Raw genomic sequence first — 26,286 nt, forward strand, 5'->3', positions numbered from 1 at the left:
GCCCGCGAAGCGCCGCGAGGGCGGCGCACGGTTGCATGCACACCCTCACAACATCGGCATGCACCTGGCAGCCCTGACGCAATCCCCCCCTTGCATTAACCCCCACCCACAAAAAAGGCCCTCCACGCAACGCGCCAGGGCCTTGATTCAGCGCAAAAACCTCAACCCGACATGCAATCAAAATTGTCGGTCGACGCCACTGTCTTGCCCTGATCATTCTTCAAATCAGCGCGCAAGTTGGTATCCCCAAGGCTGCTCTCGACCAGGGTGTAATGCTTGCCCTGCTTGAAGGCTGCATAGTCGATGGTTGCGCGGCAGGTCTGGTCGTCCTGCTGGGCGGTGCTTTCTTCGTACAGCAGTACTTCAAGCTTGTGCTCGCCTGGTTTTACCTGGAAATAACGGCCATCTTTAAGATTCGTGCCGTCCAGCTGTTCAGCCAGCATCGAGTTCTGGGTCTCTTCCTTCAGGCCCACCCAGGCATCGTTCGGGTTGGGTTGCGGCATGGGGCCGGCACAGGCCGACAGCAGGCCGACCAGCCCAAGCATGGGCACCAGCATTAGCGTTTTCGCATTCATGGGGTATTCCTCAAAAGAGTGGGGAGCAGGCCTGCCTGGCAGGTCGTTTTCGATCGATGCCAAGCTTGGGGCTCGCCCCCTTTCAACTCCAATGAATCCCCGTGAAACGAATTTCAGTTGCGCCTTAAAACATCTTTCACCTTCATGAAAGGCTTGTGTTAGGTGCCGCCAGCAAGACTTGCCAGCATACGCAAACCCTTTGGAGGTTCCTGGCATGCTAGGGCTGGTAAAGACCGCATTGCTCAAGCCGTACACGTTTATCGTGTTGGCGATATTCATCTGCATCATCGGGCCCCTGTCCGCGATGCGGACCCCTACCGACGTATTCCCCGACATCGGCATCCCCGTGATTGCCGTGGTGTGGTCGTACACCGGCCTGTCGCCGGACGCCATGGCGGGCCGGGTGATCTACACCTATGAGCGCTCGCTCAGTACCACGGTGAACGACATCGAGCACATCGAGTCGCAATCGCTGCCGGGCATGGGCATCGTGAAGATCTTCTTCCAGCCGGGCGTGGACATCCGTACCGCCAACGCCCAGGTGACCGCGGTATCGCAAACCGTGCTCAAGCAGATGCCACCGGGCATCACGCCGCCGCTGATCCTCAACTACAGCGCCTCCACGGTGCCGATCCTGCAGATGGCGTTCTCCAGCCCCACCCTGTCCGAAGCGCGTATTCGTGACCTGGTGCAGAACTCCATCCGTCTGCCGCTTTCCTCCGTACCGGGCCTGGCCATGCCAACCCCCATGGGCGGCAAGCAGCGCCAGATCACCCTCGACCTGGACCCGCAAGCGCTGGCCGCCAAGGGCCTGTCGGCTCAGGACGTAAGCAACGCCCTGGCCGCGCAGAACCAGATCGTACCGGTGGGTACCGCCAAGCTGGGCAGCGATGAGTACACCGTGCTGCTCAATAACAGCCCGGATGCCATCTCGCAGCTCAACGACCTGCCGATCAAGACCGTCGATGGCGCCGTGATCACTGTTGGCCAAGTGGCCCACGTGCGTGACGGCTCGCCGCCACAGACCAACATCGTGCGCGTAGACGGTCGTCGTGCGGTACTGATGCCTGCCCTGAAAAACGGCAACATCTCTACCCTGTCGATTGTGCAAAGCATTCGCGACATGTTCCCGCTGATCAACGAGACCCTGCCCAAATCGCTGAAAACGTCGATGCTGGGTGACGCCTCGGTGTTCGTGAAGGAATCGGTAGGCAGCGTGGCCCGCGAAGGGATCATCGCCGCCCTGCTGACCAGCGCCATGATCCTGCTGTTCCTGGGCAGCTGGCGCTCGACGATCATCATCGCCGCCTCGATCCCCCTGGCTGTGCTGTCGGCCATCGCCCTGCTGGCGGTCAGCGGTCAGACGCTCAACGTGATGACGCTCGGGGGGCTGGCGCTGGCCGTCGGTATACTGGTGGACGATGCCACTGTAACGATCGAGAACATCAACTGGCACCTTGAGCAAGGCAAGCAGGTAAAAGACGCCATCCTTGACGGCGCCAAGCAGATCGTTGGCCCCGCCTTCGTCTCCCTGCTGTGTATCTGCATCGTGTTCGTACCGATGTTCATGCTGCAAGGCATCGCCGGTTACCTGTTCCGCCCCATGGCGCTGGCGGTAATCTTCGCCATGGCCTCCTCGTTCTTCCTGTCGCGTACCCTGGTACCGACCTTGGCGATGTTCCTGCTCAAACCTCACGTGGTAGAAGAAGGCGAAGGCCGCCACCCGGACAATGCCCTGCTCAACCACCACGAAGGCGACCAGCACAAACCCAAGCACGGCGCGTTCGTGCAAAGCCTGCTCAACTTCCAGCAAGGCTTCGAGAAGCGCTTCAGCAACGTGCGTGACAGCTACCACGGTGTCCTCACCCTGGCCTTGGAAAACCGCAAGCGCTTCCTGATCGGCTTCATGGTGTGCATCCTGGCTTCGTTCGCGCTGCTGCCGACCCTGGGTGAAGACTTCTTCCCGGCCACCGACGCTGGCGCCATGTCGCTGCACGTCAGCCTGCCGGTGGGTACCCGTATCGAAGAAAGCGCCGCTGCCTTCGACCGCATCGAAGCGCGTATTCGTGAAGTGGTTCCGGCCAACGAGCTGGACACCGTGATTGACAACATCGGTATCCCCCTCAGCGGTATCGACATGGCCTACAGCGCCAGCGGTACCACCGGCCCGCAGGACGGTGATATTTCCGTCACGCTCAAGGAAGGCCACAAGCCGACCGCCGACTACGTGAAGAAACTGCGTGAGGTCCTGCCACAAAGCTTCCCGGGCAGCACCTTCTCGTTCCTGCCGGCTGACATCAGCAGCGAAATTCTCAACTTCGGTGCCCCTGCGCCCCTGGACGTGAAAATTTCCGGTCCTGATAACGACGCCAACCACGCTTACGCGCTGGAACTGCAACGCGCCCTCAAACACGTTCGTGGCATCGCCGACCTGCGTATCCAGCAGTCCAACGGCTACCCAACCCTGCAAGTGGACGTGAACCGCGAACGCGCCAACGGCCTGGGCATCACCGAACGTGACGTAACCAACTCCATGGTTGCCTCGCTGGCCGGTAGTTCGCAGGTTTCGCCGCTGTACTGGCTGAACCCCAAAAACGGCATCAGCTACTCCATCGTGGCGGCCACCCCGCAGTACCGCCTGGACAGCATGCCTGAACTGGAAGCGCTGCCAGTGACCGGTGCCAATGGTCAATCGCAGATCCTCGGCGGCCTGGCCACCATCCACCGCGTCAATACCGCGGCTGTAGTGACTCACTACAACATCCAGCCAACCCTGGACATCTACGCCAACGTTCAAGGTCGTGACCTGGGCGGCGTGGCCAAAGACATCCAGAAAGCCATTGACCTGGCCGCACCACACCGTCCGAAGGGCGCCACCATCACCCTGCACGGCCAGATCGACGCCCTGCACGAAGCCTTCAGCGGTCTGTCCCTGGGCCTGCTCGGCGCCGTGGTGCTGATCTACCTGCTGATCGTGGTCAACTTCCAGTCCTGGCTTGACCCGTTCGTGATCATCACCGCCCTGCCGGCTGCGTTGGCGGGCATCGTGTGGATGTTGTTCCTGTCCGGCACCTCGCTATCGGTACCGGCGCTCACGGGGGCCATCTTGTGCATGGGTGTGGCCACCGCCAACTCCATTCTCGTGGTGAGCTTCTGTCGAGAACGCCTTGAGGTGCATGGCGACGCCCTGCTGGCCGCCATGGAGGCCGGTTTCACCCGCTTCCGTCCGGTGTGCATGACCGCCCTGGCGATGATCATCGGCATGCTGCCGCTGGCCATCTCCCAGGAACAGAACGCCCCACTGGGTCGCGCCGTAATCGGCGGCCTGATCCTGGCCACTACGGCCACCCTGCTCTTCGTTCCGGTGGTGTTCAGCCTTGTGCACGGACGCCGCACCGCTAAGCTTTCCGTTGGAGAAACGTCCCATGTCGTCTGATTCCCTACCGACCATCGCAAAGAAGCCTTCGCGCAAGCGCCTGACGGTGCTCGGCATTGGCGGCCTGACCTTGGCTGCCGTGCTGGTGGCCGGCGGCCTGGCCGCCCGGACCCGTCACGATGACAACGTTTCGACCTGGACCGAATCCCAGTCGTTGCCGATCGTCAGCGTGTTCCAACCGATCCACAACACCACTGGCGACACCCTGGTGCTGCCAGCGCACCTGGAAGCCTGGAGCCAGGCGATGATCCATGCGCGGGTCAGCGGCTACCTCAAAGATTGGAAAGCCGACATCGGCACCCCGGTAAAAGCCGGCCAGGTACTGGCCGAAATCGACAGCCCGGACTTGGACCAACAACTGGCCCAAGCCCGTGCGCACCTGCTGCAGCAACAGGCTGACGAAAAACTGGCTCAGACCAGCGCCGCGCGCTGGCAGCACCTGCTGAGCACGCACTCGGTCTCGCAACAGGAAGTGGACGAGAAAGCCGCCGCCGCCGATGCGGCCAAGGCTAACGTCGAGGCCGCCCGCGCCGACTTTGCCCGGCTGACCGACCTGTCCAACTACAAAACCCTGCGCGCGCCGTTCGACGGCACCGTGACCGCCCGTAACACCGACGTCGGCCAGCTGATCAAGGCTGACGCCGACACTGGCCCGGACCTGTTCGAAGTGGCTGACACCCATCGCCTGCGCCTCTATGTGCCGGTGCCGCAGAATTACGCCGCGGCCGTGCGCACCGGCATGCACGTGAGCCTGACCGTGCCGGAGCACCCGGGCGAGCAGTTCGATGCCCAGCTGGTGGGCAACTCCAACGCCGTGGACGCCAAGTCCGGCACCATGCTGGCCCAGTTTGTCGCCGACAACCCCAAGGGCGAACTGCTGGCCGGTGACTACACCGAGGTCACGCTCAAGGTGCCTGCGGGCAGCCAGGGCGTGAGCATTCCGGGCAGCGCGCTGATCTTCCGCGCCGCTGGCACCCAGGTGGCCGTGGTCGATGCGCAGAACCACGTGCACCTGCGCAACGTGCATATCGGCATGGACCTGGGCGCCACCCTGTTCATCGACCAGGGCCTGGCCCCCACCGACCAGGTCATCGACAACCCGCCGGACTCCCTACGCGAGAACGACCCGGTGAAACTGGCCGAGACAGGAGGCACCCATGCCCCTAAAGCTTAACCGCCTGGTGGCAGCGATGGCCCTGGTGCTGCAGGGTTGCTCGCTGGCGCCGACCTACAAGGTGCCGGACGCACCGATCCCGCTGCATTACAGCGGCCCGTGGCAGGCCGCAAAGCCTGCCGACAAGGTGCCGCAGCAATGGTGGTCGCTGTACAACGACCCGCAGCTCAACGACCTGCAAGGCAAGCTGATCAGCGCCAACCCTGACCTGGCTGCGGCCCTGGCGCATTTCGATGCCGCCCAGGCCTACGCCAGCCAGTTGCACGGCGGCCTGTTCCCGGAAATCGGCGCCACGGGCTCGTCCGTGCGCCAGCGCCAGTCCGAGAACAAACCGCTGCGCGGCAGCGACCAACCCAACGTGTACAACACCAACACGGCGGCCTTCACGTTGGGCTGGGACCTGGACTTCTGGGGCAAGGTGCGCAACCGCGTTGCCGCCGGCGACGCCCAGGCCCAGGCCTCGGCCGACGACCTGGAAGTAGCGCGCCAGAGCCTGCAACGCCAGCTCAGCAACCTGTACCTGACCCTCGCCGGGCTCGACGCCCAGCAGGCCATCCTGAAAACCTCGCTGGACGACTACACCCAGGCCCTCAACCTGACCCGCGACCGTTACGAAGGCCAGATCGCCAGCGAACTGGACATGACCCGCGCGCAAAGCGAGCTGGCCCAAGCCCAGGCGCAGCTGGACGACGTGATCAACCAGCGCAACCTCACCGAGCACGCCATCGGCGAGCTGGTGGGCCAGCCGGCGACCACCTTCAAACTGGTCGCCATCCCCAAATTCCCGGCCCTGCCCGAGGTGCCAGCCGAGCTGCCCAGCACCCTGCTGCAGCGCCGCCCTGACATCGCCGCCGCCGAACGCCGGGTGTTCGCCGCCAACGCCAACATCGGCGTAGCCAAGGCCGCGTTCTACCCCGACTTCAGCCTGAGCGGCTACTTCGGTGGCCAGGACATGGGCGTGGGCAACGTCCTCAGCGCCACCAACCGCTTCTGGGCCATCGGCCCGGTGGTCAACCTGCCGATCTTCACCGGCGGGCGCCTGACCGGCGCCGAGAACCAGGCAAAGGCAGAATTCGCCGAAGCCAGCGCACATTATCGTGGCAGTGTGTTGAAGGCGCTGCGCGAGGTGGAAGACAACCTCTCGCAGCTGCGTGACTTGAAGCAGGAAGCGGCCGACCAGCAGGCGGCGGTGGATGCGGCGACCCAGTCGCAGACTTTGGCGATGAACAGCTATGAAGCCGGCGCGGTGAATTACCTGGACGTGGTCACGGCGCAGACGGCGGCGTTGGATGCGCAGCGCAAGTTGCAGGATGTGCAGACGCGCAGGTTGCAGGCCAGTGTGGGGTTGATGGTTGCGTTGGGTGGGGGGTGGCAGCCCGCCAAGTCGTGATCCTGTAGGGGTTCCAGGTGCTTGGCGATCATTTTGCAGCGCCCTTGAGATCGAGCGCCGTCCGCACGGCGCTTCGCGGGCAGAGCCCGCTCCCACGTTTGTTTCGGGCCAGTTATGCCTGTGCCATCTCCGTTTCAGCCTTGTTTGTTCACTGGAGATCTGCAGTGAAAAAACAAAGCGGACCAATTGGTAGCACAGACAAAATTGGCCCGAAACAAACTGTGGGAGCGGGCTCTGCCCGCGAAGCGCCGCGCGGGCGGCGCTCGATCTCAAGAGCAACACAAAAACCAAGCCATGCACCTGTCACCCACAACACTGCACCAAGCCAATCCCCCTCAAACCCAACAAGCATCCCATAAGGAATAATCGTCAATATTCCTGGCAAGCCCAGCCCGCAAAGGATTGGCAACGATGTACCGCGCCACAGCCTTCATATCCTCCTCCCCCCTCAACGCCCGGTCATGAAACCCTGACTGCCATAGCGCGCCGCTTCTGCCGATACGACGATTAATCGCCTTGGTGGACTTCGATTTCACCTGACGCATGAGCCCATCCAACGAACCCACCCTGAGCTCGACCAGCCAGTGCAGATGATCAGGCATGATCACCCAGGCAAGCGAATGGACAAGGCCTTGATAATGCGCCTCACGCATGTGCATGACCAGAATTCGACCCAGCCAGAGGTCAGAGAAAACGGGCAGTCTGCCCTGCGTGGCAGTTGTCAGCAGATAGGGTCGGCCGCATTCGGAAGAACGGTACCGGCGCAGTTTTTGAGATTGGTAGATGGGCATCCTTGCCTCCTCCAAATGATTAACTCATTGAAGGTCAAGGAGGGCTGGAGCGAGGAACAGATCTGATACCGGATTTTGCGCAGAAAACTCACTGGTCGCCCTGGCTCGGGGGGGCTTTGTGGGAGCGGGCTCTGCCCGCGAAGAAGTCACCGCGCACTGTCTGATGCACTGCGGCGTATGCTTCGCGGGCAGAGCCCGCTCCCACCCATTCAAACCGCAATCAGCGTGAGCACTCAGCTACCAGCGCCACCGTGCGCCTCTTCAAAGAAGAAATCCTTCCAGCTGGTGGCCTTGTTCTTCAATACCCCCAGCTCATTCAATTTATCGGCATACACCCCAGTACGCTGCGGCACGATGGTGAAGTCGATCTCCGGATCATTGACGATTTTCTCCACCAGTTCCAACGGCAATTTCGACTGCTCCACACGGATATAGGTCTTCGCCGCCTCGGTCTTGTTCGCCTTGATGTACTGTGAAGCCTCGGCCAGCGCGTCGTAGAACGCCTTGTAGGTCTTGGGATTGTCGTCGTGGAATTTCTGCGTGGTGTACAGCACGTTGAACGTCGCCTGGCCGCCCAGTACGTCGTAAGAGCTGAGCACCTTGTGCACTTTCGGGTTTTCCAGTTCCTGGTACTGGAACGGCGGGCTGGAGAAGTGCGCGGTGATTTCCGAGCCGCCGGCGATCAGCGCCGAAGTGGCGTCGGGGTGCGGGATGCTCACCGAGTAGTCATCGAAACGCTTGAAGTTGGCGTCGCCGAACTCCTTGGCGGTTTCGATCTGCAGGGTGCGCGACTGGAAGCCCACGCCCGCCGCTGGTACCGCGATGCGGTCCTTGTCGGTGAAGTCTTTGAGGGTCTTGATGTTAGGGTTATTGGTCAGCAAGTAGTTGGGCATCGAGCCCAACGAGGCGATGGCCTTGACGTTCTGGCGGCCCTTGGTGCGGTCCCAGACGGTGAGCATCGGCGGCACGCCGGCCGATACCACGTCCAGCGCGCCGGCCAGCAGTGCTTCGTTCATGGCGGTGGCGCCGGAGATGCTGTTCCAGTCCACTTTGATGTCGATGCCTTCTTGCGTGCCGTGTTTCTCGATCAGGTGCTGATCGCGGACCACGTCAAGAATCAGGTAACCGATGCCGAACTGCTGGGCGATGCTGATCTTGCCTTCGGCGTGGGCACTGGTGCCGAGTACGGCACCGATCAGGCCCAAGGCGATGGAAATGCGGGAAAGCTTGGCCATTGCAAATACTCTCGTAAACAGTGGAAAGGAGCGCTTCAGCGCTGCATGCCCCATTTCTTGATGGTCAGGCGCTCGAAGGTGTTGAACAGCAGGTTTTCCACCAGCAGGCCAATGATGATCACCGCCGCCAGCCCGGCAAATACTTTGTCGGTGTACAGTTCGTTGCGGTTCTGGAAGATGTACCAGCCCAAGCCCCCCTTCCCCGACGAGGCACCGAACACCAGTTCGGCGGCGATGAGGGTGCGCCAGGCGAAGGCCCAGCCGATTTTCAGGCCGGCCAGGATCGACGGCAGCGCGGCCGGGATCAGGATGTACCAGACAAAGCGCAGGCCACGCAGACCGTAATTGCGGCCGGCCATGCGCTGGGTTTCCGACACAGCCAGGAAGCCCGAGTAGGTGTTGAGCGCCAGGGCCCACAATACGGAATGCACCAACACAAAAATGAGGCTGTTGTCGCCCAGGCCAAACCACAGCAACGACAACGGCAACAGCGCAATGGCCGGCAGCGGGTTGAACATGGCGGTCAGGGTGCTGAGCAAATCACGACCCAACTGGGTGGACACCGCCAGCGTGGTCAGGCCGAACGCCAGGACGATGCCAATCAAGTAGCCCTTGATCAGCACAGTAAGGGAAATCCACACCTTGGCCAGCAGTTCGCCGGTGACGATGCCGTCGGCGAAGGCGTGGGCGGTCTGCAGGAAGCTGGGCAGCAGCAGGTCATTGTTCTGGATGCGCGCAGCCACTTCCCAGATGATCGCCAGGGCAATCAGGATCACGGTCTTGCGTACCCAACTCTGCTGCCAGATGCGCTGGGTCAGGGAAATGTCGCGGGCCAACTCGGACTGGGTAAAGGGCTCAAGCTCGATTTCGTATTCGGCGCGCACAGGCGTTTGCAGGCTCATGGCAAAGCTCCGGAGTCAGTAGGCGATGCGGATGTCGTGGAAACCCAGTTCCTGTTCGGCCGGCCCTTGGGCCTCGTCGAACAGCAACCGGTGAATCCGCTGGGCACTGGCTTGAAAGGCCACGCCGCCCAGGCTCTGCAAATCGTATTCGTGGCTGTTGATCTCGGCGCGCACCCGGCCAGGGTGCGGCGACAGCAACAGGATGCGGTTGCCCACCACCAGCGCCTCCTCGATGGAGTGGGTGACGAACAGCAAGGTGAAACGCACTTCGTCCCACAGCTCCAGCAGCTCTTCCTGCATCTTGCGCCGGGTCAGGGCGTCGAGGGCAGCGAAGGGTTCGTCCATCAGCAAGATCTTGGGCTGCATGGCCAGTGCGCGAGCAATGGCCACGCGGGCCTTCATGCCGCCGGACAGGGTGTGCGGATAGGCGTTGGCAAACGCGCTGAGGCCAACCTTTTCCAGGTAGTGACGGGCCCGCTCCTCGGCGTCCTTGCGCTTGAGGGTGCGCGAGGCCAGCAGCGGGAACATGACGTTTTCCAGCACGGTTTTCCAGGCTGGCAGTTGGTCGAACTCCTGGAACACCACGATGCGGTCAGGGCCCGGTTCGGTGACGATGTCACCGCCCAGGCGGATCTCGCCTTCGCTGGGCTTGATGAACCCAGCCACGGCCTTGAGCAGGGTCGACTTGCCGCAGCCCGACGGGCCGAGCAGCACGAAGCGGTCGCTACGGTCGACTTCAAAGCTGACCTGGTGAGTGGCCCGCACCACCCGCTCGGGGGTGCGGTATTCAAGACTGACGTTGCTCACGTTCAACAGGACTTCAGGGGTCGCCTGATGGCCTGGCTGCGCAGGTATCACATCGCTGGCCGTGTGGCCTTGCAGTACAGCGTTCATGGTGACTCCCGGTTCAGAACGGCGCATCGCCCTGGATGGTGGTGCGAAACAGCTTGCGGCGCAGATGCTCGGGCGTGCCGGCCGCCAGGTGGATCAGCGAACGGTTGTCCCAGAACACCATGTCGTGGGGCTGCCACTGATGCCGGTAGACGTTCTCCGGACGCACGCTGTGCACGTACAGCTGGTTAAGAATGTCGCGACTTTCGTCTTCCGGCAGGCCAACGATGTGGGTGGTGAAACCCTCGCTGACAAACAACGCCTTGCGGCCGTTTTCCGGGTGTGTGCGCACTATCGGGTGGCTGACGGTCACGACCTGGGCGAGCTGTTCGGCGGTCAACGTCGGGCGCCAGTTGGCGGCATTCTTGCCCTCGCTGTAGCGCGCGGTATAGGAGTGCACGGCCTGCTTGCCTTGCACTGCGTCCTGCAGGGGCTGCGGCAGCGTGTCCCAGGCGCGGTGCATGTCGGCGAACAGGGTGTCGCCCCCTTCGCTGGGCAGTTCCTGAGCGTGCAGCATCGAGCCCAGGCTCGGCAGTTCCTTGTAGGACAGGTCCGAATGCCAATACTTGCCGGCATCGCCCAGGCCTACCGGCTGACCGTTCTCGACAATATTGGAAACGATGAGGATTTCCGGGTGGTTCGCCAGCAGGAACTGCTTGAGCACGTGGATCTGCAACACGCCGAAGCGACGGCTGAAATCGATCTGCTGTTGCGGGGTGATGCGCTGGTTGCGGAACACCACCACGTGGTAGTCCAGGTGCGCGCGGTGAACGCGGGCAAAGTCCTCGTCATTGAGCGGACGAGTCAAGTCCAGGCCGACAACCTCGGCACCCACCAGGCCTTGCAGGGGGCGGACTTCGAAGGTCTGGGACGGCAATGGGGCAAAGGATAAGGCGGACATGCTGGGCTCCGGCTCTGGCTATTGAGTACGAGAAGTTGATGTCGAAACTCTATAGGCATAAGAACCGAAATTTAAATACCTTTAATGCATAACGATATCACTGGAAATTATCCTGCCGCCCTCAGCGGACGGCGGCTACCGTTTTTGCGCTGTGTGCAGGAAGGCCCCAATCACCGTGTTGGCCCCCCGCTCCTTGCGCCACACCAGCGTGGCATTGGTCATCAAACCCTGCGGCTCGGCGAATGGCACCACCACGATGCCGTCATGGGGCACCACTTCGTCCTGGGACACATAACCAATGCCCATGCCCTTGGCAATGGCGATGCGGATGGCCTCGCGGCTGCCGATTTCCAGCACGCTGCCTGTCTGTACACCGGCGGCGTGGCAGGCGGCTTCGAAGATCTGCCGGCTGGATGAGCCGGCTTCCCGGTGAATCACCGGCTCGCCCTCAAGCTCGCTCAGCGCCACGCTGACCCGCGACGCCAACGCGTGACCCACCGGCACGGCCAGCATCAATGGGCACTGTCGGTAGCAGAACCGCGCCAGGCTATTGCCAGGCTGCTGGCTGGCCAGCACGCCCAGGTCGGCGTCGAAATTCTCCACCGCGTCATGCACATACTGCGAATGGCCGAACTCAACGCTGACCCGCACCCGAGGGTATCGCCGATGGAACTCATGAAGGATTTCCACCAGGTGATAAGGACCGACGGCGGCGATACGCAGATGGCCGGAGCCCAGCGCCTTGACGTCGCTAAGCAACTGCAGGGCATCCACTTCGGCGTCCATCATGCGCCGGGCGCTGGTCATCACCTGCACGCCCAACGGGGTCAGGCGCACCTGGCGGCCAGCGCGGTCGAACAGCGGCTCGCCGCAGCGCTCTTCCAGTTCGCGAATCTGCTTGGATATTGACGGCTGGGTAATCTTCAGCAGCCGCGCGCCTTCGGTGAAACTGCCGGTTCGTGCCGCCGCCAGGAAAGCGCGGAGTTGGGCGTAGATCATGTGAGCATTCCCTCAGGCTATGGGTAACGACCTACATAGCTATCAAATTCATGCATCAATTGTCATATCGCCCCTGCAACATTTGCTCATCAACTCACCCAAAGAGACGAACCGATGAAGCCGTTGCTGAAGAAAATGGTCGCTGTTGCCTGCCTCACCTGCGCGGCTGGCGTCGCCCAGGCGCGGGACCTGGTGATGGGCCTGATCCCTGCGGAAAACAATGAGGAAATGATCCAGCACTTCGAACCGATGCGCGCCTATCTGGAGAAAAAGCTGGGCGTTCACGTGAAGATGTACACCGCCACCGACTACGCAGGCGTCATCGAAGCCATGCGCAAGAAGCGCCTGGACATCGCCTGGCTGGGCCCGCTGTCCTACATCCTGGCCGAGCAGGAAGCCGGGGCCGAAGCCTTCGCCGTAGGCGTGAGCCCCGATGGCCGTTCGATCTACAAGAGCATTTTCGTGGTGCCGAGTGACTCGCCCGCGCAGAAGCTTGAAGACCTGAAAGGCAAGAACGTCGCCTTCGTGGAGCCGGCCTCCACCAGCGGCAACCTGGTACCCAGCTTCATACTCAAGCAGCGCACTGGCCAGACGCCTTCGCAGTTTTTCGGCAAGTTCACCTACGCAGGTTCCCATGACGCCGCGCAACTGGCGGTGAAGAACCATGCGGTGGACGCCGCCGCGGCCAATGACATTTCGTACAAGATCTTGCTGGAAAAAGGCCTGATCACCCCGCAAACCAATCGCATCATCGAAACCTCGATGGACATTCCCGACTCGCCGCTGACCTACCGCAGCGACCTGGACCCGGCGCTCAAGGCCAAGATACGCGACGCGTTCTACAACGCGCACAAAGAGATGCAAGTGACCGGCTACGGCAAGTACATCCGCTATACCGAGGCCAAGCCTGCCGACTACCAACCGATCCGCGACATGATCAGCTCGCTGGGCCTGGGCCGCGATGCCCTGCTCAAGTGACGCTCGCACAGGAGCACGCCATGCCTGCCTTCCGACTGACCAACGTGAGCAAGCGCTACGCCAACGGCCATCAAGCGCTGAACAACATCAACCTGGACATCGAAGCCGGCAGTTTCGTGGTGATCCTGGGCCCGTCTGGCGCGGGCAAGTCGACCTTGCTGCGCGCGCTCAACGGCCTGGAAACTGTGCAGCAGGGCGAGATTGTGTTCGACGGCGTGCCCGTGGTACCCCGCAACCTGCGCCAGGTGCGCAGCGGCGTGGCCATGGTGTTCCAGCAATTCAACCTGGTGGGGCGATTGTCGGTGATGACCAACGTGCTGACCGGCCGCCTGGCCCGCCGCTCTTGGCTGGGCAGCGTGCTGCACCTGTTTCGCCGTGAAGACGTGGAACTGGCTGCCCGCCTTTTGGCCCGGGTGGGCCTGACCGAGCGGGCCTGGCAGCGCGCCGACACACTGTCGGGCGGCCAGCAGCAGCGCGTCGGCATTGCCCGGGCCCTGGCCCAACAGCCCAAGGTGATCCTGGCCGACGAACCGGTGGCCAGCCTGGACCCGATTGCCACCGATGAAGTCATGGTGATGCTCGCCGACATCAACCGCCAGGACGGCATCACCGTGATCCTCAACCTGCATCAGGTGGACCTGGCCAAGCGCTTCGCTGACCGAGTCATAGGTGTCAACGCCGGGTGCATTGTGTTTGACGGCCCGCCCTGCGCATTGGACCGCCAGGCCCTGACACACATTTACCATCGTGAAGGAGACACCCATGAACAGCCCCTCCCGGCTTTGCTGGCCTACGCCTGACAGCCGCGCGCCCTGGCGCCTGATCGGCCTGGCGGGGCTGGTGCTGGCCCTGCTGGCCCTGAGTGCGCCACTGGTGGAAATGGACCCGCTGAAACTGCTGCACTCGCTGGGTAACCTGGCCGATTTCGCCACCCGGCTGGTGACCGTGCCGCAGTGGGACTACCTGCCGCAGCTGGGTATCAAGCTGCTGGAAACCTTTGAGATCGCCTTCCTGGCCACCTTGCTGGCTGCCGTGGTGAGCCTGCCCCTGGCCCTCTTCGCCGCACGCAATACCACGCCCCGCCCGTGGCTAGGTCGCGTCTCGCGCTTGTTGCTGTCGCTCACCCGCGCCCTGCCCGACCTGATCTGGGCGCTGGTGTTCGTTGCCGCCCTGGGCCTGGGGCCGTTGCCGGGGGTGATGGCCCTGGCCGTGGTAACGGTGGGGTTCATGGCCAAGTTCTTCGCCGAGGCCATCGAAGTGGTGGACGACAAGGCCGTGGAAGGCCTGACCGCCCACAATGCCGGCTGGCTGCAGGTGCGTACCTTCGCCCACCTGCCCCAGGCACTGCCCGACCTGTTGGGTTCGTTGATGTACATCCTGGACCACAACTTTCGCGCCGCTACCATCCTGGGCATCGTCGGTGCCGGCGGCATTGGCTACGACCTGGTGATGTCCATGCGCTTGTATGACTTCCCACGCCTGTTGCTGATCATGGTGGCCGTGCTGTTGGTAGTATCGGCCCTGGATCGTCTGAGCGACGCTCTGCGCAAGAGAATCATCTGACATGAACACGATAACGCCCCATTTGCCCAAACGCCCCTTTAACCCGGCGCCCGGCCTGGTTGCCCTGGTATTCGTGTTGGCCGGCCTTTGCGTGCTGCACCTGGACCTGTCGGTGGAGTCCCTGGGCTATGCACTGCAGGACATCGCCGAATACTTTGGCCGCTACAGCCGCCCCGACTTCACGGACCTGCCCCACTCGCTGTTCCTGCTGCTGCAAACCCTGGCCACGGCGCTGTGGGGCACGGCCATCGCCTGTGTGGGTGCGTTCATCCTGGCGCCGTTGGCGGCTCGCAACCTGGCACCCAACCGGGCCTGTTTCACCCTGGTGCGTGAAGTGCTGAGCGTGTCGCGAGCGACGCCAGACCTGGTGCTGGCGCTGTTTTTCGTCGCGGCCATTGGCCTGGGCCCACTGCCAGGCACCCTCGCCCTGGGCGTGCACACGCTCGGCTTCCTTGCCAAGTTCATTGCCGAGAGCCTGGAACGAGTGCCCGAAGGCACCTACGAGGGTGTGCGCGCCACAGGCGCCGGGCGCATCCAGACGCTGTTTTTCGCTGGCTGGCCGTCCATTGCTCGTGAAACCGTCGGCTACGTGCTGTACATCTTCGACCGTAACGTGCGCATGAGTTCGGTACTGGGCCTGGTGGGTGCCGGCGGCATCGGCCAGGCTCTGTACGACGCCGTGCGCCTGTTCCAATACGGCCGCTCGGCCATGCTCATTCTGATCCTGCTGGTGACTATCGTCGCCATCGACGCCCTGTCCGGCTGGGCACGCCAGCGCCTGGCCTGAACTGACTTCCCATGTTTTCAAGGAGCCCTTCGATGTGGTCCTACCGTAACCCCGTGCACCTGCAATTCGGCCTCGACGCATTTGATCGCTGCGCCGAATTCATCCGTCAACGCCCCTATGTGCTGTTGACCTACGACCACCCGCTGTTCGCCGACCTGGCCAAGCGCCTGGCCGAGCAGGCCGGCGCGCCGCTGCTGGTGATCGACGATGTGCGGGAAAACCCCGATATTGATTTTCTGCGCGCTGCCGCCGCACGTTTGCACCAGGCCAACCGCACGGTGGAAAAGGCACCGGTACTGGTCGCCCTGGGCGGCGGCTCGGTAATCGACAGTGCCAAGTGCCTGGCGGCCTTCGCTGGCGATTTCGCCCGCACACTGGATTACCTGGAAGGCTACAGCACCGCGTTCAGCGCATTGCCGATCATTGCCGTACCGACCACCGCCGGCACCGGCAGCGAAGTGACCTGCTGGGCCACCGTGTGGGACCCCGCCAACCAGCGCAAACTGTCACTGAGCCACGACCTGCTGTACCCCGAAGTGGCGTTGTGCGACCCGCACCTGGGGCGCAGCCTGCCCCGCTCGCTGACCATCGCCACCGGCCTCGATGCCTTGTCCCATGCGCTGGAGAGCGTCTGGAACACCCAACGCAATCCGCTTTCGCTGCACTACGCGGAAATGGCGGCGAAAACCATCCTCGAGGTGCTGCCACGCCTGGTCGACGACCTCGATAACCTGCACCTGCGCAGCCGCATGCTGCAGGCCGCCACCTGCGCCGGGCTGGCGTTCTCCAACACGCGCACGGCGCTGGCCCACAACATCTCCTACGCCATTACCCTGGAGCAAGGCACGGCGCATGGCATTGCCTGCTCGTTCAGTCTGCCACGGGTTCTGCGCTGGGCCGTGGGCCACGCCCCCGACATTGACGAAAGCCTGTCGCGTATTTTCGCGGTAACCGTGGATCAACTGGCCGACGTCGGTGTGGCGCGCCTGGAGGCCCTGCTCGACTGCCTGGGGGTCAGCCGCGAACTGGCTGACTATGGCCTGGATGCGGACGGTTGGAACCACCTGGTAATGGCTTCGGCCCAGGGCGCGCGAGGGCGCAATTTTGCTGGGCAACCCTGCATGGAGTGATTCACTTCACATTTGATACACATCCATGGTGGAACTGTGACTATCGTTTGAGATACTTTGGATCCACCTATCAAGCGCTCAAGGATAAGCCCTGACAATGCTGGTCTCCCGAGAAATCACCCATCCACTACGCCCCAAGCTGACGTGGGAAGAAACCTGGCAGGGCCCGGATCAAGGATTGATTCGCTGCTGGGAAATTGGCCGCGAACGCGCGGATAAAATGCCCGAACTGGCCCACCAATGTCGCGCCGGCGAATTGCCGGTGCTGGGCTGGAAAGGCGGCGTGGCGCGCGTACTGAAGAAGAAAGACAAGTACGGGGCATTGAAGTACCTGGCGCAGTGGCAAGGCTTGCGCGGCGAGGACCTGAACGTGACCATCGACCAGGAAGTGACCCTGACCTGCAGCCGCACGGGCATGACGGTGACCTTCACCCCGGATCGCGCCAAATACCTCAACCAGGTCGCCGATAACGACGATTGAAGCAGGGTCGATAACCCTGTAACAGCGCCTGTCGTTCGTGGGTGCGGGTGCTACCCGCGAAGAAGCCACTTAGGCTTTGCAGATACTTTGCGGCGCCCTTTTCGCGGGCAGAGCCCGCTCCCACGATAGCGGCAGCTGCTGGAAAGCTTGTATTTTTGGCAATAATTCATCAAGAAGCCGCAAAGCCATCGACAAATAAGCAAGCATTACCGCGCTAACAGCCAGTATCATCCCCGCTCCACCCGCCTGGATTGCTGCCATGTCCACCCCAGCCTCCCCCGACCGCGCCGCCCTGATCTCGGCGCGCATCGACCGCCTGCCCGCCGTGGCGACGTTGTGGAAGCTGGTGGCATTGCTATCCATCGGTGGCTTCTTCGAGCTATATGACCTGTTCCAGACCGCCTACATCAGCCCGGGCCTGATTCGCGACGGCATTTTTGCCGCCGGCAACCAGGGCGTGTTCGGGGTGTCCGACCAGGCGGCCTTCGCCTCGGCGACGTTTCTGGGCCTGTTTTTCGGCGCCAGCCTGCTTAGCCCCATTGCCGATCGGTTTGGTCGCCGGGCGATTTTTACCTTCGCGCTGATCGGGTACACCGCGGCCACGTTGATCATGGGACTGCAAAGCAGTGCATTGGGCCTGATCGTGTGCCGCTTCTTCGTGGGGGTCGGCCTGGGCATCGAACTGGTGACCATCGACGCCTACCTGTCCGAACTGGTGCCCAAGCGTATGCGCAGCTCGGCGTTTGCGTTTGCCTTCTTCGTGCAGTTTTTGTCGGTGCCCGCCGTGGCGCTGATGTCCTGGTGGCTGGTGCCTCTGGCGCCCTTCGGGGTGTCTGGCTGGCGCTGGGTGGTGCTGGCCAGCGCACTGTTCGCGCTGATTATCTGGTGGCTGCGCTCGCGCCTGCCGGAGTCGCCCCGCTGGCTGGCGCAGCACGGCCGCCTTGACGAGGCCGAGTGCATCCTGGCGCCCATCGAAGCGCGCTGCGCCCGCGACCTGGGTCAACCATTGCCGGCAGCGCAGGCCGAGGCCGTGCCGGTTGAAGCACTGGGGCATTTTGGCGATATCTGGCAACCGCCCTACCGCCGCCGTGCGCTGATGCTAATTGTGTTCAACATCTTCCAGGCCATTGGCTTCTTCGGTTTCGGCAATTGGCTGCCGGCCCTGCTGTCCGGCCAGGGCGTGAGCATCACCCACAGCCTGGGCTACGCCTTCGTCATCACCTTGGCCTACCCACTGGGGCCACTGTTGTTTGTGCGCATCGCCAACCGGTTCGAAAACAAGTGGCAGATCGTCGGTTCGGCCCTGGGCACCATGCTGTTCGGCACGCTGTTCGCCTTCCAGAGCAGCGCCGTGGGCCTGATTGTGTGCGGGGTGATGATCACCTTCTGCAATGCCTGGCTGACCTTCAGTTACCACTCGTACCAGAGCGAGATGTTTCCCACGCACATTCGCGCGCGAGCGGTGGGCTTCTGTTATTCGTTCAGCCGCCTGTCCACGGTGTTCAGCAGCCTGATGATCGGTTTCTTCCTGGAACACTTCGGCACCCCGGGCGTGCTGTCGTTCATTGTCAGCAGCATGCTGATCGTGACCTTGACCATCGGTGGCTTCGGCCCTAAAACCCGCAACCTGGCCCTGGAAGACATCGCTCATTGACACACCCCTCTAGCCGCAGCCTTTGGCAGCGGCTAGAGGGGTGGGCTACCCTGAACGTTCAAGGCCACGTTCAGGGAGAGAGGGTGATGACCGAACTGCATGATTTGCCGGCAACGCAGCTGCTGACCCTGTTCGCCAGCAAAACGCTGTCGCCGCTGGAGTACTACCAGCACCTGGTGGACCACATTGGCCGCTGGGAACCGCATATCAATGCGCTGTGGAATTTCGACCCCCAGGCCGTGATGGAGCACGCGCGCGGGGCTACCGAGCGCTGGGCCCGGGGCTTGCCGCGCGGGCCGCTGGACGGTGTGCCGGTGACCATCAAGGAGTTGATCGCCACCCAGGGCCAGCCCATTCCCCTGGGCAGCGCCGCCACCGTGCTGCAACCGGCCGCCCGGGACGCCCCGCCCGCCGCACGGCTGCGTGAAGCCGGGGCCATTGTACTGGGCAAGACCACGGTGCCGGATTTCGGCATGCTGTCCTCGGGGCTGTCGAGTTTTCATGGCGTCACCCGCAACCCGTGGAACCTGGCCAGTAACCCCGGCGGGTCAAGTTCGGGGGCGGCAGCGGCGGCGGCGGCCGGGTACGGCCCGCTGCATGTGGGCACCGACATCGGCGGTTCAATCCGCCTGCCCGCCGGCTGGTGCGGCCTGGTGGGGTTCAAGCCAACCCTGGGGCGCATCCCCATCGACCCGTATTACACCGGCCGCTGCGCCGGGCCCATGACTCGCACCCTGGACGACTGCGCCCTGCTGATGCGCTACCTGTCCTTGCCTGACAGCCGCGACGCCACCAGCCTGGCGCCCCAGGCCCTGGACTGGAAACTGGCGCCACCCTCGATGAGTGGCCTGCGCGTGGGCGTATTGCTGGACCCAGGCGTGGGCTTCACGCCGTCGGCGCGCACCTGTGCGCTGGTGGAGGCGGCCGCCAAACAGTTCCAGGCCCACGGCGCGCGCCTGCAAACCATCGCCCCGCTGATGGACCGCGCCCTGCTGGAAGGCATGGACCGCTTCTGGCGGGCCCGGCAATGGGCGGAATTGAGCGCCATGAGCGGCGAGCGCTTCGAGAAAGTGCTGCCCTACATTCGCGACTGGGCAGCGCCTGCGGCAGACATGAGTGCAGTGCAGGCCGTGCAGGGCTTCCACCAGACCTTCGAAATGCGCCGCCGCGCCGCCGCGGTGTTCGACGAGGTGGACCTGCTGCTGTGCCCCACCAACCAGGTGGACACCTTCCCCGCCGACTGGCCCTCACCGGGCAATGACCCACAAAAGCCTTTCGAGCATATTGTGTTCACCCTGCCATGGAACATGGGCGAACAACCGGCGCTGTCGATCAATTGCGGTTTCACCGAACAAGGCATGCCGGTAGGTTTGCAAATGGTGGGCCCGCGCTTCGCTGATGAATGGCTGCTGCAAATGGGCAAGTGGTACGAGGGCGTGCGCGGCGAAATGCCGGCGTGGCCCCGCCCTGCGCTATACCCGTAGGGGCTGCCGCAGGCTGCGAAGGCCCGCACCGCGGGCCCGCGTTCGGCATGACACCGCCCAAGCGCAGCCTGGCGGCAGCGCCTACAAGGGAGGATTTCAATGCAGTTGCAAGGTCGAGTTGATCTGGCTGATGGCGTCCACCACGTGCCGTGAGCCTTCCTGGATTTCCAGGATCACCTCACCCGCCTCGTTGGCCAATTCCACCCCCAGCCCCGTGCGGCTGAGGCTCGATTGCATGCTGGCCACCGCACTCAGGGACAAGTGCTGGTTCTGGCGCACCACATCGACGATCTCAACCGTGGCCTGGCTGGTACGGGCCGCCAACGTGCGCACTTCATCGGCCACCACGGCAAAACCACGGCCGTGCTCACCAGCGCGGGCGGCTTCGATGGCCGCATTGAGGGCCAGCAGGTTGGTCTGGTCGGCGATGCCGCGGATGGTCTGCACGATCTTGCCAATGCTTTCCGACTGGCGGTTCACCGCATCGATGCTGCGCGCCGCCTCGTTGAGGTCGTTGGATATTTCCTTGATCACGTCCACCGTCTGGCGCACCACGCTGGAGCCCTTCTGCGCACAGGCATCGTTCTGCACCGAGGTGGCGTGGGCGGCCTCGGCGGCGGACTGCTGGGTATTGATTTGCGAGGTGATGTCGCTAGCGAACTTCACCACTTTGTACAGGCGGCCGTGGGGATCGAAAATCGGGTTGTAGGAGGCTTCCAGAAACACCACGCGGCCATGCTTGTCGACCCGCTCGAAGCGGTGCGAGTGGTACTCGCCACGATTCAATGAAGCCCAGAAGGCCTTGTAGCCAGGCGACTCAGCCTCGGCGCGGGTGCAGAACAGGCTATGATGCTGGCCCACCACCTCGTTGAGCGAGTAGTGCATGGCCTGCAGAAAATTGTCGTTGGCGACAATCACGCGTCCGTCCGGGCTGAACTCGATCACCGCCATGGAGCGCCCGATGGCCTTGAGTTTGCTTTCGCTTTCGTGTTCCTCATGCACCCGATCGGAGATGTCGGCGGCTACCTTGATCACGCTGCGCACCTCACGGTTGGGCCCCAGCACGGGCATGTAGCTGGCTTCGAGCCACACTTCGCGACCGCTCTTGTCCAAGCGTTCGAAGGTGCCGCTCAGGGCCTCTGCGCGTTGCAGCGCCTGCCACATCTGCAGGTATTCCTGGCTTTTGTGGAAACCGTCCGCGCAGAACAGGCGATGATGCTTGCCACGAATCTCATCCACGGCATAACCCATGGTTTTGCAGAAGTTGCTGTTGGCATCGAGGATCAACCCCTCGGGGCTGAACTCGATCATGGCCATGGAACGGCTGATGGCGGCCAGGCGAGCATTGGCTATTTCCAATTCAGTGGACAGGCGAGCAATTTCCGCCAGATCGGCCTTGCGGTGGGAGTCAAACATGGTGTCGAAGACCTCAAGCGTCACGTTACTGTTAACAGCAGAAACAACGCACTTCGGGGCACGACGGATGGAATGGGGGTGCAACATTCCCTGTGCAGGTGGTTCAACAGCAGAGCATAGCCAGCGCGCTGGCGCTTGCAAGCAAACGCCAGCAACGTGCTGAACCACAACCCTGCAGGGGCGGACTGTGTCCACTCCTACAGGCTTTACGCAAGGCTTAGCTTTCGCGCACAACCAACTCAAAACCCAGGTCCTGGGTGGGCTGCGCAGCGGGCTTGCCGTCCAGCAGGCCCAGCAGCAATTGCGCAGCCTGGCGGCCGATGGCAGCGCGCGGGGTGCGGATAGACGTCAGGCGCGGCACCAGGTGCGCCGAGGCCGGCAGGTCATTGAAGCCAACCATGGCCACCTGCTCGGGGATCTTCAGGCCCTGGCGCGAGGCCTCCAGGATCGCGCCCTGGGCCAGGTCGTCGTTGCAGAAGAAAATGCCGTCGACGTCCGGGTGGCGGCGTAGCAGGTCGTTGAACAGCTCGCCGCCCAGGCCGATGGAGGACGGCATGGGCGCCATCAATTGCAGCGCCGGGTCAAAGCACCCCGCCGCCTGCAACGCCTGGCGAAAGCCATCGCCACGCTGCAATACCCGCGGGTCCAGTTGCGCGGCCACATAGGCCAGGCGCTTGCGCCCACGGCTCAGTAAATGGCGAGCGGCAACTGCGCCGGCGTGCTCCTGGGAAAAACCTACCGAGGCAATCCCCGGTGTGCTGTTGAGCTCCATCATGTGCACGCAGGGCACTGCGCTGGCCGCCAGCATGCGCCGCGAGGCCTCGGTGCGCTCGAAGCCGGTCAGCAGCAACCCCCGCGGCTGGTAGGCCAGATAGTTGCGAATCAGGTTTTCTTCTTCATTGATGTCGTAGTGGGAGTTGCCGATCAGCACCTCCAGCCCCCGCGGCCGCATCACGTCATGGATGGCTTCCAGGGTGTCGATGAACAGCTGGTTGGACAACGACGGGATCAACACCACGATGGACTGGCTTTGCGCTGAGGCCAGCGCACGCGCCGCAGGGTTGGCCACATAACCCAGCTGCAGGGCGGCCTCGTGCACTTTCATGGCCAGTTGCGGGGCCACGGTGGTAACGCCTCGCAGGGCACGGGATGCGGTAATGGGAGAAACGCCGGACAGCCGGGCGACTTCGGAAAGCGTCGGGCGACCGGTAGTGCGGGAGCCGGTGCGGGTCATGGGTCTTATTGTTTTCGACTTGCCATTAATAGGGGTGGCGGCTAAGGTAGCGCTGTCTTTAGCACAGGGCAATGATGAAATTATTTCATCAAGTGCAACTCCCAGGGCAAAGGCTGCTCAAAACATATCAATAAGATCAGGGCGCAGTCGCCGCTGGGGTAGCCTTTCCAAGGACCTCCTGCACGCGCTGTTCCTGCAGGAGATACCGATGGTTTTCCCTCTTTCCGCAATCGTGGTGATGGGTGTTGCGGGCTGCGGCAAGAGCAGCGTCGGCGATGCCATCAGTCATCGCAGCGGAGGTCGCCTGATTGAAGGTGACGTGTTCCACCCTGCCGCCAATATCGAAAAAATGTCTGCTGGTATTCCCCTCAACGACGACGACCGCGCCGGCTGGCTGACCCGCCTCGGCGAGGAAATGAGTGCGTGCGTGGCCAGTGGCGAGCGCGCCATCCTGACCTGCTCGGCGCTCAAGCAAGCCTACCGCGACAAACTGCGTGCTGCCGTGCCGAACCTGGGCTTCGTGTTTCTGGAGCTGACGCGCGAGGAAGCGGCTGACCGCGTTTCCCACCGCCCCGATCATTTCATGCCCGCCAGCCTGATCGACAGCCAGTTCGCCACCCTGGAAAACCCTACGGGTGAAGTACTGACCCTGCCATTGGACGCGACGTTGCCTATCGCTACCCTGGCCGAGAAAGTCGACGCCTGGCTGCACAACCACGACCACGATCAAGACGCTTCGCTGCCGCAATCGGCCTGATTTCATGAGCCCGAACAAGACAGCGCTACCTCAACTAATATTGCTCCGACCACAACAAGAAGAGGCATACCCCGATGCTGGGTCTACCGACTAACACTTACTTGCTGCTCGACGCCCTGATCACCATCATCGGCCTCGTATTGCTGATCACCAAGTTCAAGGTTCACCCCTTTGTGGCGCTGACCATCGCCTCGGGTTTCCTGGGCCTGACCTCCGGCATGCCGGTGGCCAAAGTCATGGCGTCCTTCCAGAATGGCTTCGGTGGCGTGCTGGGTTTTGTCGGTATCGTGCTGGCCCTGGGCACCATGCTCGGCAAGCTGATGGCCGACTCTGGCGGCGCTGACCAGATCGCGCAAACGTTGATCCGCGCGTTCGGCAAGCGCAATGTGCACTGGGCCATGATGTGCTCGGCGTTCCTGGTGGGTATCCCGCTGTTCTTCGAAATAGGCTTCGTGCTGCTGATTCCACTGGTGTTCATCGTGGCCCGTCGTTCCGGCGTGTCGTTGGTGAAGATCGGTATTCCGCTGCTGGCCGGCCTGTCCGTGGTACACGGCCTGGTGCCGCCACACCCGGGGCCGTTGCTGGCCATCGGCGTGTTCAAGGCTGACATCGGCAAGACCATCTTCTACGGCCTGATCGTCGGCCTGCCGACCGCCATCATCGCCGGCCCACTGTTTGGCGCCTTCATTTCCAAGTACGTGCCGGGCAATCCATCCACCGAACTGATGGACCAGATTGCCAAGGAATCCCAGCACGAGAACCTGCCCAGCTTCAGCGTGACCCTGATCACCGTGCTGCTGCCGGTATTCCTGATGCTGCTGAAGACCTTTGCCGATGTGTTCGTGCCGGCTGACCATGTCTTCCGTCAGTGGATGGACCTGATCGGTCACCCGATCACCGCCCTGCTGGCCGCCCTGTTGCTGGCCTTCTACACCTTCGGCTATGCCCGTGGCTTCGACCGCACCAAGATCATGAAGCTGCTGGACCAGAGCCTGGCACCGACTGCTGCGATCATTCTGATCGTGGGCGCCGGTGGCGGCTTCAAACAAATGCTGGTGGACACCGGTGTGGGCAACGTGATCGGTGAAATGGCCGTGCAGGCCCACGTATCGCCGATCCTGCTGGCCTGGCTGGTGGCGGCGGTGATCCGCATCGCTACCGGTTCGGCTACCGTGGCCACCATCACCGGTGCCGGTATCGTTGCACCGGTGGTGGACATGATCCCGGGTGTGCCGCGCGAATTACTGGTGCTGGCCGCCGGTGCCGGTTCCGTGATTCTGTCCCACGTCAACGACGCCGGCTTTTGGCTGGTGAAGCAATACTTCAACATGACCGTGGCCGAGACCTTCAAGACCTGGAGCATGATGGAAACCATCCTCTCCGTGGTCGCGCTGGCCTTCATCATGCTGTTGTCGCTGGTGGTATAACCTTTGCGGGGGCGGGCTCTGCCCGCTCCCGCAAGGCTAAATGGCCTCCCAAGTAGCGCAGCGCACCGCCCTTTGGGCAAAATCCCCCAGCCGATCAAAACTCACATTCGCCCCTGAATCAATCGCCACCAGCGTCTGCCCGCGCACCCCGCGCGTGGCCACCCAACGCTTGATCCCCGCCACCGCCAGCGCACCCGAAGGTTCGGTGATGGAACGGGTATCGTCATAGATATCCTTGATCGCGGCCCCCAGTTCGTCGTTGCTGACCGTGATCACCTCGTCCACCCACTGCCGGCAAATGTCGAAGCAATGGGCGCCGATCTGCGCCACGGCCACACCCTCTGCAAAGGTATCAACCTGGCCCAGCACCACCCGTTCACCTGCCGCCATGGCCGCCTGCAAACAGTTGGAACCTTCGGATTCGACACCCATCACGCGCACGTCCGGGCGTAGGTATTTGACGTAGGCAGCAATGCCGGCAATCAGCCCGCCACCGCCTACCGGCACGAAGATGGCGTCCAGCGCACCGGGCTGTTGGCGCAGGATCTCCATGGCCACGGTGCCTTGGCCGGCGATCACGTCGGGGTCATCGAACGGCGGCACGAAGGTCAGGCCGCCCTTGGCCAGTTCCAGCGCGTGCGCCAGTGCCTGGGGGAAGGCCGCACCGTGCAGCACCGCCTTGCCACCGCGCGACAGCACACCGTCGATTTTCAACTGGGGCGTGGTTTCGGGCATGACGATGGTCGCCGCCACGCCCAGCTCCCGCGCCGCCAGCGCCACGCCCTGGGCGTGGTTGCCCGCAGACGCGGTGACCACCCCCGCCGCGCGCTCGGCAGGGCTCAACTGGGCCAGCTTGTTGCAGGCGCCGCGAATCTTGAACGAGAACGTAGGCTGCAAGTCTTCGCGCTTGAGCAGAATGTGGTTGCCCAGGCGCTGCGACAAGGCCAGGGCCGGTTGCAGCGGGGTTTCTATAGCCAGGTCGTATACCCGGGCATCCAGGGTCTTGCGCGCGTACCAGGCAAGCCGGGCGGTGTGGTCGTCACTCATGGGGTGGTCTCCGTACTGGTCGGAGCCCTGGTGA

At 62.9% G+C, this 26,286-nt stretch carries 22 protein-coding genes and 3 pseudogenes; 13 read left to right on the forward strand and 12 right to left on the reverse strand.

The features are described 5' to 3' along the window. Positions 1-161: 161 nt before the first annotated feature. A complete protein-coding gene (locus PMM47T1_RS23220) occupies positions 162-575 on the reverse strand; it encodes a PA0061/PA0062 family lipoprotein (RefSeq protein ID WP_043301457.1) in 414 nt (137 codons plus the stop codon). A 214-nt stretch (positions 576-789) separates the two neighbouring features. Between PMM47T1_RS23220 and PMM47T1_RS23225 the strand changes: the two genes are divergently transcribed. From PMM47T1_RS23225 to PMM47T1_RS23235, 3 genes are read left to right on the forward strand one after another with little or no spacing between them, the layout of a single operon-like run. Next, complete coding sequence (locus PMM47T1_RS23225) at positions 790-4,011, forward strand: efflux RND transporter permease subunit (protein WP_008373681.1); 3,222 nt, start codon at positions 790-792, stop codon at positions 4,009-4,011. Further along, positions 4,001-5,185 (forward strand): efflux RND transporter periplasmic adaptor subunit, encoded by a 1,185-nt coding sequence (locus PMM47T1_RS23230; RefSeq protein WP_008373682.1) that lies wholly within the window; start codon positions 4,001-4,003, stop codon positions 5,183-5,185. The genes PMM47T1_RS23225 and PMM47T1_RS23230 overlap by 11 nt, the downstream gene beginning before the upstream one ends. Beyond that, positions 5,169-6,575 (forward strand): efflux transporter outer membrane subunit, encoded by a 1,407-nt coding sequence (locus tag PMM47T1_RS23235; protein WP_008373683.1) that lies wholly within the window; start codon positions 5,169-5,171, stop codon positions 6,573-6,575. The genes PMM47T1_RS23230 and PMM47T1_RS23235 overlap by 17 nt, the downstream gene beginning before the upstream one ends. A 335-nt stretch (positions 6,576-6,910) precedes the next feature. Here the strand turns inward: PMM47T1_RS23235 and PMM47T1_RS23240 are convergent, their stop codons facing one another. The 6 genes from PMM47T1_RS23240 to PMM47T1_RS23265 form a co-directional block, all read right to left on the reverse strand. Beyond that, positions 6,911-7,366 (reverse strand): REP-associated tyrosine transposase, encoded by a 456-nt coding sequence (locus PMM47T1_RS23240; RefSeq protein ID WP_008373686.1) that lies wholly within the window; start codon positions 7,364-7,366, stop codon positions 6,911-6,913. Positions 7,367-7,599: 233 nt separating this feature from the next. Continuing rightward, on the reverse strand, positions 7,600-8,601 hold the full coding sequence (locus PMM47T1_RS23245) for an ABC transporter substrate-binding protein (RefSeq protein WP_008373687.1): 1,002 nt from the start codon (positions 8,599-8,601) through the stop codon (positions 7,600-7,602). Between the two features lie 35 nt (positions 8,602-8,636). Continuing rightward, complete coding sequence (locus PMM47T1_RS23250) at positions 8,637-9,503, reverse strand: ABC transporter permease (RefSeq protein WP_008373688.1); 867 nt, start codon at positions 9,501-9,503, stop codon at positions 8,637-8,639. 15 nt (positions 9,504-9,518) lie between these two features. Further along, positions 9,519-10,397 carry an ABC transporter ATP-binding protein gene (locus PMM47T1_RS23255; RefSeq protein WP_008373689.1) on the reverse strand — a complete coding sequence of 293 codons (879 nt, stop codon included), beginning with the start codon at positions 10,395-10,397 and terminating at the stop codon, positions 9,519-9,521. 13 nt (positions 10,398-10,410) lie between these two features. Further along, the gene (locus PMM47T1_RS23260; RefSeq protein WP_008373693.1) at positions 10,411-11,295 is read right to left on the reverse strand and encodes a TauD/TfdA dioxygenase family protein; all 885 of its coding nucleotides are present in this window, start codon (positions 11,293-11,295) and stop codon (positions 10,411-10,413) included. A gap of 135 nt (positions 11,296-11,430) precedes the next feature. Then, positions 11,431-12,294 carry a LysR substrate-binding domain-containing protein gene (locus PMM47T1_RS23265; protein ID WP_008373696.1) on the reverse strand — a complete coding sequence of 288 codons (864 nt, stop codon included), beginning with the start codon at positions 12,292-12,294 and terminating at the stop codon, positions 11,431-11,433. A gap of 114 nt (positions 12,295-12,408) precedes the next feature. Between PMM47T1_RS23265 and phnD the strand changes: the two genes are divergently transcribed. The 6 genes from phnD (at position 12,409) to PMM47T1_RS23295 (ending at position 17,233) form a co-directional block, all read left to right on the forward strand. Then, positions 12,409-13,272, forward strand: coding sequence for a phosphonate ABC transporter substrate-binding protein (gene phnD, locus PMM47T1_RS23270; protein WP_008373698.1), 864 nt, complete (start codon positions 12,409-12,411; stop codon positions 13,270-13,272). 20 nt (positions 13,273-13,292) lie between these two features. Then, positions 13,293-14,072 carry a phosphonate ABC transporter ATP-binding protein gene (phnC, locus tag PMM47T1_RS23275; RefSeq protein WP_008373700.1) on the forward strand — a complete coding sequence of 260 codons (780 nt, stop codon included), beginning with the start codon at positions 13,293-13,295 and terminating at the stop codon, positions 14,070-14,072. Further along, positions 14,035-14,835, forward strand: coding sequence for a phosphonate ABC transporter, permease protein PhnE (gene phnE / locus PMM47T1_RS23280; protein ID WP_008373701.1), 801 nt, complete (start codon positions 14,035-14,037; stop codon positions 14,833-14,835). Before phnC ends, phnE (PMM47T1_RS23280) begins: the two co-directional genes overlap by 38 nt. 1 nt (position 14,836) lies before the next feature. Then, positions 14,837-15,622, forward strand: a complete 786-nt coding sequence (gene phnE / locus PMM47T1_RS23285; RefSeq protein ID WP_008373702.1) for a phosphonate ABC transporter, permease protein PhnE — start codon at positions 14,837-14,839, stop codon at positions 15,620-15,622. A gap of 32 nt (positions 15,623-15,654) precedes the next feature. Continuing rightward, positions 15,655-16,752 (forward strand): phosphonoacetaldehyde reductase, encoded by a 1,098-nt coding sequence (locus tag PMM47T1_RS23290; protein ID WP_008373703.1) that lies wholly within the window; start codon positions 15,655-15,657, stop codon positions 16,750-16,752. A gap of 91 nt (positions 16,753-16,843) precedes the next feature. Beyond that, a complete protein-coding gene (locus PMM47T1_RS23295; RefSeq protein WP_043301458.1) occupies positions 16,844-17,233 on the forward strand; it encodes a hypothetical protein in 390 nt (129 codons plus the stop codon). Between the two features lie 69 nt (positions 17,234-17,302). Here the strand turns inward: PMM47T1_RS23295 and PMM47T1_RS30460 are convergent, their stop codons facing one another. Next, positions 17,303-17,494: a hypothetical protein gene (locus tag PMM47T1_RS30460; RefSeq protein ID WP_008373707.1), complete on the reverse strand. Its 192-nt coding sequence runs from the start codon at positions 17,492-17,494 to the stop codon at positions 17,303-17,305. Between PMM47T1_RS30460 and PMM47T1_RS23305 the strand changes: the two genes are divergently transcribed. Continuing rightward, positions 17,493-18,887 (forward strand): MFS transporter, encoded by a 1,395-nt coding sequence (locus tag PMM47T1_RS23305; protein ID WP_008373709.1) that lies wholly within the window; start codon positions 17,493-17,495, stop codon positions 18,885-18,887. The two genes, PMM47T1_RS30460 and PMM47T1_RS23305, sit on opposite strands and share 2 nt — an antisense overlap. 86 nt (positions 18,888-18,973) lie before the next feature. Further along, complete coding sequence (locus PMM47T1_RS23310; RefSeq protein ID WP_008373711.1) at positions 18,974-20,371, forward strand: amidase; 1,398 nt, start codon at positions 18,974-18,976, stop codon at positions 20,369-20,371. Positions 20,372-20,467: 96 nt separating this feature from the next. Here the strand turns inward: PMM47T1_RS23310 and PMM47T1_RS30995 are convergent. From PMM47T1_RS30995 to PMM47T1_RS23320, 3 genes and pseudogenes are all read right to left on the reverse strand, one after another. Next, positions 20,468-20,821: pseudogene (locus tag PMM47T1_RS30995) on the reverse strand (methyl-accepting chemotaxis protein); the annotation flags it as partial. Between the two features lie 183 nt (positions 20,822-21,004). After that, a pseudogene (locus PMM47T1_RS31000) lies at positions 21,005-21,874 on the reverse strand (PAS domain-containing protein); the annotation flags it as partial. Positions 21,875-22,004: 130 nt separating this feature from the next. Further along, positions 22,005-23,021 (reverse strand): LacI family DNA-binding transcriptional regulator, encoded by a 1,017-nt coding sequence (locus PMM47T1_RS23320; protein WP_008373715.1) that lies wholly within the window; start codon positions 23,019-23,021, stop codon positions 22,005-22,007. 208 nt (positions 23,022-23,229) lie between these two features. On the opposite strand from PMM47T1_RS23320, the gene PMM47T1_RS23325 reads away from it, so the two are divergent. Next, a complete protein-coding gene (locus PMM47T1_RS23325; RefSeq protein WP_008373717.1) occupies positions 23,230-23,778 on the forward strand; it encodes a gluconokinase in 549 nt (182 codons plus the stop codon). Between the two features lie 74 nt (positions 23,779-23,852). Continuing rightward, complete coding sequence (locus PMM47T1_RS23330) at positions 23,853-25,205, forward strand: GntP family permease (protein WP_008373720.1); 1,353 nt, start codon at positions 23,853-23,855, stop codon at positions 25,203-25,205. Between the two features lie 39 nt (positions 25,206-25,244). Here PMM47T1_RS23330 and ilvA read toward each other — a convergent pair. Continuing rightward, positions 25,245-26,252 (reverse strand): annotated as a pseudogene (gene ilvA, locus PMM47T1_RS23335) (threonine ammonia-lyase, biosynthetic); the annotation flags it as partial. Positions 26,253-26,286: the final 34 nt, after the last annotated feature.

Source organism: Pseudomonas sp. M47T1, from assembly GCF_000263855.1.
In the GTDB taxonomy this organism is placed as follows: Bacteria; Pseudomonadota; Gammaproteobacteria; order Pseudomonadales; family Pseudomonadaceae; genus Aquipseudomonas.